Origin of the sequence: Caballeronia sp. BR00000012568055, assembly GCF_029439455.1 — a bacterium.
GTDB lineage: Bacteria > Pseudomonadota > Gammaproteobacteria > Burkholderiales > Burkholderiaceae > Caballeronia.
Genome location: NZ_JAQFVG010000018.1, coordinates 1 through 11399, shown reverse-complemented (window position 1 = coordinate 11399; position 11399 = coordinate 1). Strand labels below are relative to the sequence as shown.

The following is an 11399-nucleotide window of genomic DNA, read 5'->3' as shown; positions in this document are numbered from 1 at the left end:
ATACCGCAGCGAGTGCGATTACCTCTATCTCATCGAGCTTATAAGTTTTGTGTAGCTCGCGCGTCTCTACGACCAAAGTCATTGTTCGTTATGCTTATCAAGGTGCAAAGACGCTATTTTTACACGCCATACAAATTGCGACTGTAACTTTAGATTGTTGATATAGATCAACCCGACGCCAATTGAATAGATTTTTTACAGACGTCCGGTTTTTGACGATTTTTAATCAAAACACGCGGTCAAACATCACGCTTCGAAGCAGTTGAAAATTAGCGAATGGAAACTGAATCCGGTCCTCGAACTCAGGGTCGGTGCGCGAGATGCGTTGGCGGCTGGGAAAAAGCGAGCGGGGACGACTGGAATGCGGAATCGGTTTGCGAAACCGAAGAATGGAAGCAATGGCGGAGGGCAGCCGGAGTCGAACCGACCTGAGAATGTCTGACATCCTCAACCGGGTTTGAAGCCCGGCCGTACCACCGGATACGGATGCCCTCCGGCGCGAAACATCAACGCGAAGTATAACGGTCGTACGTAAAAGCACCGTTATCGCCGTCCACGCGGCGGCCGTCGCCGCATCAGCCGATACACAAAGTAGAAGCACGCCGCCGCCACCAGCACATCGATCACGGTCGCGCCGTGCAACTGCAACTCCGTCAGCGCGATATGCAACTGCCGCTGAAACAGCGCGCCGCCAAGCAGCCAGAACGCCGCCCACGCAACGATTCCCGCCGTATCCCACAGAAAGAACGCCAGCACGGCAATCTGCGTGGTGCCCATCAGCGGCGGCGTGACAAGTCCCAGCCCCGGCACGAATTTCGATACCGCGACGATCGGCGCGCCGTGTCGCTCGAATAATTCGCCTGTGGTGCGCATGCCCGAATCGATCGCGTAAGAGCGGCGGGACAAGGCCGCGACGAGTTTGCGTCCATACACGCGCCCTGCCGAAAACCACACGCTGTCGCCGAGCAGCGCGCCCGCCACCGCCGCGAACAAAATGTGGGTGAACGACAAACGCCCGTTCGCCACCGCCGTGCCCGCGAACACCAAAAGCGGCGCGGACGGCAGCGGTACGCCCAAACGCGTGAGCAGGACATTGAGGAACACGGCTGCGCCGCCCCATTGCGCGATGGCCGTCGGCGGAATCTGGATCAAGCGCGACCTCCGGGATCGTTCGCGGCAATTGCGGTTTCATCGACTTATTCGGGCGTGGGTCTCGATTCGACCAGCATCACCGGTACGCTGCCGCATCCGGGACTGCTCGCAATTTCGATGCCGCCCCACGGTGAATCCGCGCCTCGGCTCGTGGCCATCGAATCGGGACGTCGATCGGGGCGCAGCACGTTGAACGGCCAGGTCGGGCGGCGGATGCGTTCGTGGACCACCGAGCCGAGCCAGATCGGCGTCGGCTCGGTGGTTTTGCTTTCGCGCACGGCGTAGTTCGTGGGCCAGAAGCGCAGCACGTCGCGCTCCTGCGGGCTCAGATGCGAGCGCGTGAAAACGAGCTTCGACGGCTCGCCGTTGTTGAGTCGCGGCAACGCGGGTAACGCTGTCGCGGGCGCATTGGGCGACACCACAGAAAGCACGCTTTTCATCGATACACCCTCGACCTCCGTCCACCCGCGACTCTGCAATTGCGCACGAATCTGCGCGGGCGTCGCGGCCCATTGCACGCTGATCGGTTCGCGCCGGTCGCCTTCCATATTCGAGCGATAACACGAGAACGTGCGCCACACGCTGTCGGTCCACTGAATCGGCGTAATGACGATAGTCGGCGGCGGCATGCTGTGCGCCTCCGATTCATCCATCATCTGCAAGCCCACGCTCACGGCGATCACGGCCAGCACCGCGACAGGCATCAGCGGGCGCGGCTTCGGCTTGTTCGGATTGCGCCACACGGCCGTCAGCGCGATCAGGAAGACCCAGATGGCGGCGAGCGCGGCGCTGCCGAGCGCATCGGAGATGGTGAATCGGCCGAAGTAGAGTCCGGCCAGCGCCACCGAGGTAACGATCGCCGAGGTCGCCGTCGCCACGATCACGCCGGTCAGCATGCCCACGCGCCGAAGCAGCAAGAACGCGAGGAAGCCGTAGATCACCACCGTCGCCGAGACATGGCTGCTCGGGAACATATGCTCGCCCGGCGCGAACGCGACGAGACGCGGTTCGTGCGCGGTGAAGCGGATCGCGACCACCAGCAATTGCGAGAACGCCACCGCGAAAATCCAGTACGTGACCGTGCGCCAGCGCCGCTCGATCATCATCCAAATGATCACCAGCGCCGATACCGTCAGCAGCGTTTGCAGGCTGCCGAGCGAGGACGCGGCATCGAGAATGGAATCGGCCCAGGTCGAACGGAACGATTGCAACAGCCGATAGATCGACACATCCACCTGCACGATCGATGCCCCGCGCGCCACGTTCGACAGCACCGAAAAGAACACCAGCGCCGAGATCAGCAGCAACACCGAAATCGTCACGATAAGACCGGTCGCGGGATTGGCGGGATCGAGCGCGCGGGCGATCATCTGCGCGGGCCGTCCCTGATGGCACTGTCCCCACGCCACCAGCCGGTCACGCGATGACAGCGCCCATTCCTTCGCATGCGACACCATCACGCGCGTGAGATTCCACATCAGCCACGCGATGGCCGCGAGTATCACGAGAATCACCACGAGGCGAATCGACACCGCGCCCGCCAGTTCGATCGATGCACCGAACACCACGCCCGGCAGGATATGCGTCGGCGCCCAGATCAGCGCGCTCAGAATATTGACGAACAAAAACCGCCCCGCCGACATGCCCGAGAGTCCCGCGACGACCGGCACCACCGCGCGCATCGGTGCAACAAAACGCGCGAGCACTACGCTTTTTGCGCCGTGTTTATCGAAGTATTTGCGGCCTGCGGTCAGCGCGCCCGGATGACGGTTGAACGGCCACATCCGCGCGATGGAATCCGCATAGCGCTGGCCGAACCAGAAGCTCGCGGCATCGCCCGCTACCGCGCCCGCGATCGCGCAGACGAATACCCAGCCGAGGTTCAGCGTGCCGGTGCCGACCAGCGCCCCCGCGATGAACATGGCCGTGCTGCCCGGCACGAAGGTGCCGATAAACGCCATCGATTCGAGAAACGACGCGAGCAACACCACCGCGAGCGCCCATTCTGGGTGGCCCGACAGAAGATGCAGAAGTTTGAAATACGAATGCTCCATCGGATCGACAGACGCACAGGCCGCGAACGGCGGTAAAGGTCAGACGGACTAGGGTCTATCGGCGCGCAACACGTGCAGATCGCGGTGAAAACGAGTGTAACCAACGCGGTCGAAGAACTCCAAAATCTGGATTGCACGTTTGCGGCCGAGCGAAGACGCATCGCGAAACGCTGCTGCGCCGATAGCACCGTTTTGCGTGTGCGCCTGCTCCGCGGCGAGCCGCGCGAGCACATCGATTGCAGCGCGCGTGTAGAACAGATCGTGCACGATCTGAAACACATCGCCACGGCGCGCGAGTTTCTTCAGCAGCCTGCGCATGTCGTCCTCGGTCGTGCCGTGTTGCGTGGCGAGATCGCGCACCCACGGCGGATCGAAACGGCCGCGCTCGATGGACAGCAGCACGGATTGCGCCAGCGCTTCTTCGTTGGTATCGAGTGTGACGGAATGCGCGGGAAGATGCAGCCACGGGCCGCTTTTGCTGATGCTTTGATTTGCCACTGCGTCGTCCACAAGCGCGCGCCAGAGTGCCTCGGACGCAAGCGGCGCGGCCATTCGGCGCAAACGCGATGTATCCGGGCCTTGTTCGTCGGGATAACGCTCGTGGAACGCGGCGAGTGTATCGAGCAGACGTTTGTTCAGCGCGTCCCAATATTGCGCAGCGATAAACAGCGTGTCGTCGTGCGCGTTCACACCACGCGCATTGTCGGGCGATGCGGTTCTTCCCAGCAAATGTTCCAGCAGCGAGCGCGTCAGACCATACGGCGCTTGCTCAAGCAACGCTTCGGTACGGCCCGTGTCGAGCATGCTGACGAGCGCATCGAGCCACGCGCGGCGTTGCGGCGTGCGACGCTTGCGTGCAGGCGCGAACGGATCGAGCACGCGCCCGCCGCCCACGGTGCGATTCGCCTGAGCATTGCGCACGATAAAACGATCGCCGGGCAGCGCGCAAACGGGTTGATCGAAGACGAGTTGCACGCGGGCGAATTGGCCTGCGTTCAGCGTATCCGCTTCGAGCAGCGCGACGTGTGCCACGCGATGCATCGTGCCGAGATGCACATGCAGCGGCGACCAATGCGTGAGCGTGAGCGCGGCGTCATCGAGCAAAGTCAGTTCTACGTCGATACGTTCGGAGCTTTTGGCCAGACGCGCATCGAGAATCCAGTCGCCGCGTGCAAGCGCGCTTTTTTCGATGCCCGCGAGGTTCAGCGCGCATCGCTCGCCGGCTTTGCCCGTTTGCGATGCGCGGTTCTGTGCGTGTATCGAACGGATGCGCACGGTGGTATCGCGCGGTGCGAGCGTCATGGAATCGTTCACGTTGACGCGGCCTGCGAACACAGTGCCCGTTGCAATCGTGCCTTGTCCGCTGAGCGTGAATACGCGGTCAACGGCGAGCCGAAAAAAGCCATCGTCGCGCGTGTCGTGCCATTGCGCGGCGGCTTCGTGGAGATGGGCGTTCAACGCCGCAACGCCTGCATCGCTTTCCTGCGTGGCGTTGGTATCGAAGAAAAGGGCTTGTTTTAAGGGACTTTGTGCGAGAAGCGCTTTGATTTCCGCGTGGACTTCGTGCAAACGCGCGGCACCGACGCGATCGGTTTTGGTGATCGCCACCGCGCCTTGCTTCACGCCGAGCAGTTCGAGAATCGCGAGATGTTCGTGCGTTTGCGGCATCACGCCATCGTCGGCGGCGATCACGAGCAGCGCGAAGCCGATGCCGCACGCGCCCGCCGCCATTGTATGAACGAGCTTTTCGTGACCGGGCACGTCGATAAAACCGAGCACGCCTTCACCGCTTTTCAGCGGCACATACGCATAGCCGAGTTCGATGGAAATGCCACGCGCCTTCTCTTCCTTCAGACGATCCGTATCGACGCCCGACAGCGCACGCACCAGCGTGGTCTTGCCATGATCGATATGCCCCGCCGTGCCGACGATCATGCGCCTTCGCTCCGCGCCTTCATCTGCGCGATAAACATCTCTTCGTCGCTCTCTTCGAGACAACGCAGATCGAGCCACAACGCGCCATCGGCAATGCGTCCGATCACCGGTCGATCCAGTTCCCGCAGCATCTTTTCGATGCGATTCATTTGTCCGCCCGCGCGCTTGCCGCTCGCCAAACGAATGACGAGGCCGTAGCTCGGCAACACATCGACGGGCAAGGCGCCGCTGCCGATCTGACTGAACATCGGCTCGGACGTGACGCTGAATGCAGCGCCCGCAAGCGTTTGCAGCGCGGGCTGGATGCGTTCGGCGGCGAGGCGCATGGCATCGGCGGGACGCGTGAGCAAGCGCAGCGTGGTCAGTCGATCCGCCAGCGTTTCAGGCGTGCGATACAAGCGCAACACCGCTTCGAGCGCGGCAAGCGTCAATTTGCCGACACGCAAAGCGCGCTTCAGCGGATGCTTCTTGATCTTCGCGATCAGCTCCTTACTGCCGACGATCAACCCCGCCTGCGGTCCGCCGAGCAACTTGTCGCCACTGAACGTGACCAACTGCGCGCCTGCATCGATAGTCTCGCGCACGGTCGCTTCGCGCGGCAAACCCCATTGCGCAAGATCGACAAGCGTGCCGCTGCCGAGGTCCACCGCAACCGGCAAATCATGCGATTTCGCCAGCGGCGCGAGTTCGTTGATCGTGACTTCTTTCGTAAAACCAGTGACTGCGTAATTGCTGCAATGGACCTTCATCAGCAACGCGGTCTTTGCGTTGATCGATTCTTCGTAATCCTTCAGATGTGTGCGATTGGTCGTGCCGACTTCGCGCAGTTTCGCGCCCGCGCGACTCATGATGTCGGGAATGCGGAACGCGCCGCCAATCTCCACGAGTTCGCCGCGCGACACGATCACTTCCTTGCGCGATGCCAGCGCCGACAGCGTCAACAACACCGCCGCCGCATTGTTATTGACGACCGTCGCCGCTTCCGCGCCGGTCAGTTCGCAGATGAGCGGATTGATCAGATCATCACGATCGCCACGCGCGCCGGTACGCAGATCGAATTCGAGATTCGCGGGGCGCGTCAGCATATGCGCGACGGCGTGCACGGCTTCATCGGGCAACAAGGCGCGGCCGAGATTCGTATGCAGTACCGTGCCCGTCAGATTGAACACGCTGCGCACGCTGCTCTGCGCGCGTTTGGCGAGCGCGAAATTCACGGCGTGCGCGAGCATGGTGTTGCTCAACGCTTCGATGGACGCGCGGCCGGTTTGCGCATCGGTGCGCCATGTATCGAGCGTCGTGCGTAACGTGGCGAGTGCCTGCGTGCGGCCATATTGCTCAACCACCGGCGCAAATTCCGCCGATGCCAACACGCGTTCGACCGATGGCACGCGCGCCATCAGCGCACGCAATTCGCCGCCGTCGCTGCCCTTGATATCGCTCATGCGCTTTCTTCGGGTTGTTCCGGCCAGAGCCACGGATGCGGCGCTGCGCGTCGAAAACCGGCATCGCCCATTAAAAGATCGAGCGTGAGGCTGGCGAGATCATCGGCGAAAGGCTCGAAGTCGTACGCCTTGTCCTGATACCCGATCTTGCGATACGTGCCGCATTCCTCGCACGACTCCGCTTTCAAGGGCGCGTTCTTCGCTTCCTGCGCCTGCTGTTCTTCGCTCAGCGTTTGCGGTTCGTCGTTGTGCATCGCGTGATAGGCGATGCCCTTGGTCGAATCGCAATTCGTGCACTTGGCGCGCACCACATGCGATTCCGTCGCGCACAAACCGCACTGCACATAGCGATAATTTTCATACGCGCCGCCCACGCGCACGATGCTCGCCACCGGCACCGAACCACAGATTGCGCAGACGCCGGGGGTATCGAGATACGGCACATCTTTCATGTCGATGCGGCTCGCGATATCCGTCCACACCACTTGCAACGCGGCCATGATGAACGGCGCGGCGGCGGGATCGATTTCGGCGTAACGCAGCGCGAGAATGGCGTCGGCTTGTGTATCGAGCGATGCGGCGTCCATCGAACGAAGGCGCGCGACGAGTTGCGAGAGCGCGGGCGTGAGCGCGCCGGCCGCTTCGATGCCATCGAGCAGCAGGAACAGCGCATCGCGCCAAGCGGGGTCTTGTGTGCCGCTGGAGGCCGGCACGATCGGCATCGAATGCTGCTGATTCCGTTCGATCGATTCACGCGCGGGCATGGTCGCGGTGAAGGTGGCGAGCGCGCGTTGCTGGGCATCGGCGAGCGCGGCCATCAGGCGCAGATAGCCGCTGATGGGATTGCTGGCGTCGGCGAGATGGAGCAAACGCGCGGCGCGTGCGCTGAATACAGTGGCGCGCTCGGGCAAACGGATGCGCGGAATAGCCGATGGATCGAGCGATTCGATTTTTGCGGCTTCGAGAATGCGTTGGACCACGGGGTTTCCTCGGGATGAACGGGGAAGAACAAATTTCACATGGCGTCGAACCAACTCGCGTCTAGCATATCAGCTTATCGAAAGTGGCCGCGCGGACTTGAATTCCAAGGATTGGTTGCCAGTTAAAGCCTAAGATTGTATCCACGTTGTAGATACAATTCAGATTGACGACAAGATTGCATGTATCTACAATGATTCTACATTTTGGAGGCTTATAAAATGGAACTCTCAATTCAAAAATGGGGCAACAGCGCGGCGGTGAGACTGCCGGCCGCATTGCTCAACCAGGTTCATCTGACCTTGGGCGACAAGCTTGTTGTCGATGTTCGCCCCGAAGGAATCGTGCTGATGCCTGCGCGTCCGAAGTATTCACTCGAAGAGCTGGTGGCGCAGTGTGATCCGACGGCACCCATGCCCGAAGATCTCGCCGCCTGGAGCAACACCAAACCTGTAGGTCGTGAAGTATGGTGAGACGTGTCAAGTTCGACCGTGGCGATATCGTCCGCGTTAATCTGAATCCAGCAGTCGGGCACGAGCAACAGGGCGAATTCCGCCCTGCGCTCGTGTTGTCATCGGCAATTTTCAATGCGACAGGCGTAGCGCTCGTCGCGCCCATTACGCAAGGTGGAAACTTTGCGCGTTCGGCGGGATTCGCAGTGCCTTTGTCGGGCGCGGGCACTGAAACGCAGGGCGTCGCGCTGGTCAATATGATCCGTACGCTCGATCTCGAAGCACGCGCGGCTCGCAAGATCGAGCGTGTATCAGTCGAAGTAATCAACGACGCACTGGCACGTCTTCAGACCATCATCGACTGATACTTCGCGCTCCTACTTCCCAATCAACTCCTTAAACCACCTCGGATGATGCTTCCGCGCCCATCCATATGTCACCGTTCCACGCGTCATCGCGCCGACTGATCCCTTGATCCAGATCGCGGCATAGATATGCACGATGATTCCGGTAATCAGCACGAACGCCGCCGCATGTACGACCGCCGCAATCCGAATCACCGTAATCGGAAAATAGAACGAGAAGTATCGACGCCAGATCGCGATGCCGCTCAGCAACAACAGCAGCAGACACACGACCATCGTGAAGAAAAGCAGCTTCTGACCGGCGTTATATTTGCCGATCTCCGGCAGCCTGTCCTCGCGATTCGACAGCACATCGCCAATCTGCTTCATCCACTGGATATCGTTCCGGTCCAGATAGTTGTGATGCCAGAAGCGCAACGCAAGTATCAGAAACGAAATGAACATCACGCAGCCGATAAACGGATGCAGAATCCGCGTCCATTGCCCGCCGCCGAGAATCGCGTAGAGCCATGACATCGACGGATGAAACATCGCCAGACCGGAGATGGCCAGCAGAACGAACGATATCGCCGTGATCCAGTGATTGGTGCGTTCATTCGGCGTATAGCGTTGTATGAGGCGGTTGCCTCGCACATCGCGTAATTCGCTATCGTGTTTCATTCGAACGCTCCCTTTCACGGATCACTTCATCGACTTCGCGTTGCGCTTCGGCTTCTTCTTCCGCCGTCACTTCGTTCGGACCGACGCGCGTGTAGTGGAAGAAACCGGCCAGTGCCGCGATCGCCATGCCCGCAACCGCCAGCGGTTTCGTGATGCCCTTCCACACCGACACCAACGGACTGATACGCGGATTGTTCGCCAAACCGTGATACAGCTCCGGCTTGTCCGCATGATGCAGCACGTACATCACATGCGTGCCGCCTACGCCCGCCGGGTTGTATAAACCCGCGTTCTCGAAGCCGCGTTCCTTCAGATCTTCCACGCGATCTTCCGCCTGCGCGATCATGTCCACCTTGGTGCCGAACATGATCGCGCCGGTCGGGCACGTCTTCACGCACGCCGGCTCCTGTCCCACCGCCACGCGATCCGAACATAACGTGCACTTGTACGCGCGGTTATCTTCCTTCGATATACGCGGAATGTTGAACGGGCAACCCGTCACGCAATATCCGCAGCCGATGCAATTTTCCTCGTGAAAATCCACGATTCCGTTGGTGTACTGAACGATCGCACCCGGCGATGGACACGCCTTCAAACAGCCCGGGTCCTCGCAATGCATGCAGCCGTCCTTGCGAATCAGCCACTCGAGGTCGCCTTTCGGATTCTCGTATTCGGTGAAGCGCATCACCGTCCATGAGTGTTCCGTCAGGTCGCGCGGGTTGTCGTAGATACCGGTCGTATGGCCGACTTCATCGCGCAGATCGTTCCATTCCATGCATGCCGTCTGACATGCCTTGCAGCCGATGCACTTCGATACATCGATCAGTTTTGCCACCGTCCCCGTGACCGGTTCGCGCGCCTGGGGCGGCGGCGTGGTCGTGGCCGACACGCGTTTGATATCGAGCGATTGCAATGCCATGATCTCGCCTCCTTATGCTTTTTCGACCTTCACGAGGAACGATTTGAACTCGGGTGTCTGCGAGTTCCCATCGCCCACGGAAGGCGTCAGCGTGTTGACGAGATAGCCCGGCTGCGTGAGGCCCTTGAAGCCCCAGTGCAGCGGCAGGCCGACGGTATGGATCGGCTTTCCCTCCACCATCAACGGTTTGATGCGTTTGGTCACCAGCGCCACGGCCACGATATGCCCGCGATTGCTCGATACCTTCACGCGATCGCCCGCCACCACGCCCACTTCCTTCGCATGTTCCTCGCCGATTTCCACGAACTGCTGCGGCTGCACGATCGCATTCAGCCGCGCGTGCTTGGTCCAGTAGTGGAAATGCTCGGTCAGGCGATACGTCGTGCCGGTGTTCGGGAACTTGTCGTGTGTGCCGAGTGCTGCGCGATCGTCCGGGAAAATGCGCGCGGCGGGATTGCTCGTCACGGCTTTGTTGTCCGGGAAAAACGGGTTGTAGCCGAGCGGCGTTTCGAACGGTTCGTAGTGCACAGGAAACGGCCCTTCGTTCATGCCGTCGCGCGCGAAGAAACGCGCCACGCCTTCCGGATTCATGATGAACGGATTCATGCCGTTCTCCGGCGGTTCGTCCACCTTGAAATCGGGAATGTCGGGACCGGACCATGTCTTGCCATTCCACGCGATGAGCTTGCGCGTCGCATCGAAAGGCTTGCCGTTGACGTCGCACGAGGCGCGGTTGTACAGCACGCGGCGATTCACCGGCCACGCCCACGCCCAATTCAGCGTCTGTCCGATGCCGGTCGGATCGGAGTTATCCCGCCGTCCCATCTGATTGCCGCTCTGCGTCCACGATCCGCAGAAGATCCAGCATCCGCTTGCCGTCGATCCATCGTCGCGTAGCTGCGCGAAGCTGGCCAGTTGCTCGCCTTTTTTGGCAAGCACCTTGGTTTTATCGGCGGGATCGGTGACGTCGCCTAAGGCCTTGCCGTTGGACTCCATCGCGATTTCTTCGGGCGTCGGGCTTTCAGGATCGGCATACGGCCAGGTCATTTTCAGAATCGGATCGGGATATGCGCCGCCCTTTTCCTTGTAAGCCTTGCGCATACGCAGCCACAAACCGGACATGATCTCCAGATCGCTGCGCGCTTCGCCCGGCGCATTCGCGCCTTGCCAGTGCCACTGCAATACGCGCGACGAACTTACCAACGAGCCACGTTCTTCCGCGAAACACGTCGTCGGCAAGCGGAACACTTCGGTCTGAATCTTCGATGCATCGACATCGTTGAATTCGCCGTGATTCTTCCAGAACTCCGATGTTTCCGTCGCCAGCGGGTCCATGATGACGAGCCACTTCAGCTTCGACAATCCAAGGCCGATCTTCGCCTTGTTCGGCGCGGCAGCCAGCGGATTGAAGCCCTGCGCGACATAGCCGTTCATCTTGCCCG

At 60.6% G+C, this 11399-nt stretch carries 10 protein-coding genes and 1 tRNA gene; 2 read left to right on the top strand and 9 right to left on the bottom strand.

What is annotated here, in order from left to right:
* Positions 1 to 399: 399 nt before the first annotated feature.
* From P7F28_RS01940 to fdhE, 6 genes are all read right to left on the bottom strand, one after another.
* Positions 400 to 495: transfer RNA gene (locus tag P7F28_RS01940), tRNA-Sec, on the bottom strand.
* Between the two features lie 48 nt (positions 496 to 543).
* Positions 544 to 1152: a DedA family protein gene (locus P7F28_RS01935; protein WP_277182754.1), complete on the bottom strand. Its 609-nt coding sequence runs from the start codon at positions 1150 to 1152 to the stop codon at positions 544 to 546.
* Between the two features lie 44 nt (positions 1153 to 1196).
* The gene (locus P7F28_RS01930; protein ID WP_277182753.1) at positions 1197 to 3206 is read right to left on the bottom strand and encodes a bifunctional DedA family/phosphatase PAP2 family protein; all 2010 of its coding nucleotides are present in this window, start codon (positions 3204 to 3206) and stop codon (positions 1197 to 1199) included.
* 48 nt (positions 3207 to 3254) lie between these two features.
* Positions 3255 to 5141, bottom strand: coding sequence for a selenocysteine-specific translation elongation factor (selB, locus tag P7F28_RS01925; protein ID WP_277182752.1), 1887 nt, complete (start codon positions 5139 to 5141; stop codon positions 3255 to 3257).
* The gene (gene selA / locus P7F28_RS01920; RefSeq protein ID WP_277182751.1) at positions 5138 to 6583 is read right to left on the bottom strand and encodes an L-seryl-tRNA(Sec) selenium transferase; all 1446 of its coding nucleotides are present in this window, start codon (positions 6581 to 6583) and stop codon (positions 5138 to 5140) included. Before selA ends, selB begins: the two co-directional genes overlap by 4 nt.
* A complete protein-coding gene (gene fdhE / locus P7F28_RS01915) occupies positions 6580 to 7563 on the bottom strand; it encodes a formate dehydrogenase accessory protein FdhE (RefSeq protein WP_277182750.1) in 984 nt (327 codons plus the stop codon). The genes selA and fdhE overlap by 4 nt, the downstream gene beginning before the upstream one ends.
* 219 nt (positions 7564 to 7782) lie before the next feature.
* Between fdhE and P7F28_RS01910 the strand changes: the two genes are divergently transcribed.
* Both P7F28_RS01910 and P7F28_RS01905 read left to right on the top strand, forming a co-directional pair.
* Positions 7783 to 8034: an AbrB/MazE/SpoVT family DNA-binding domain-containing protein gene (locus tag P7F28_RS01910; RefSeq protein ID WP_277182749.1), complete on the top strand. Its 252-nt coding sequence runs from the start codon at positions 7783 to 7785 to the stop codon at positions 8032 to 8034.
* Positions 8028 to 8378 (top strand): type II toxin-antitoxin system ChpB family toxin, encoded by a 351-nt coding sequence (locus P7F28_RS01905; protein WP_277182748.1) that lies wholly within the window; start codon positions 8028 to 8030, stop codon positions 8376 to 8378. The genes P7F28_RS01910 and P7F28_RS01905 overlap by 7 nt, the downstream gene beginning before the upstream one ends.
* 12 nt (positions 8379 to 8390) lie before the next feature.
* On the opposite strand, the gene P7F28_RS01900 is transcribed toward P7F28_RS01905, so the two are convergent.
* The 3 genes from P7F28_RS01900 to P7F28_RS01890 form a co-directional block, all read right to left on the bottom strand.
* Positions 8391 to 9038 carry a formate dehydrogenase subunit gamma gene (locus tag P7F28_RS01900; RefSeq protein WP_277182747.1) on the bottom strand — a complete coding sequence of 216 codons (648 nt, stop codon included), beginning with the start codon at positions 9036 to 9038 and terminating at the stop codon, positions 8391 to 8393.
* Positions 9025 to 9957, bottom strand: coding sequence for a formate dehydrogenase subunit beta (gene fdxH / locus P7F28_RS01895; RefSeq protein WP_277182746.1), 933 nt, complete (start codon positions 9955 to 9957; stop codon positions 9025 to 9027). The genes P7F28_RS01900 and fdxH overlap by 14 nt, the downstream gene beginning before the upstream one ends.
* A gap of 12 nt (positions 9958 to 9969) precedes the next feature.
* The coding region (locus tag P7F28_RS01890; RefSeq protein WP_277182745.1) for a molybdopterin dinucleotide binding domain-containing protein at positions 9970 to 11399 on the bottom strand (1430 nt) is incomplete at its 5' end.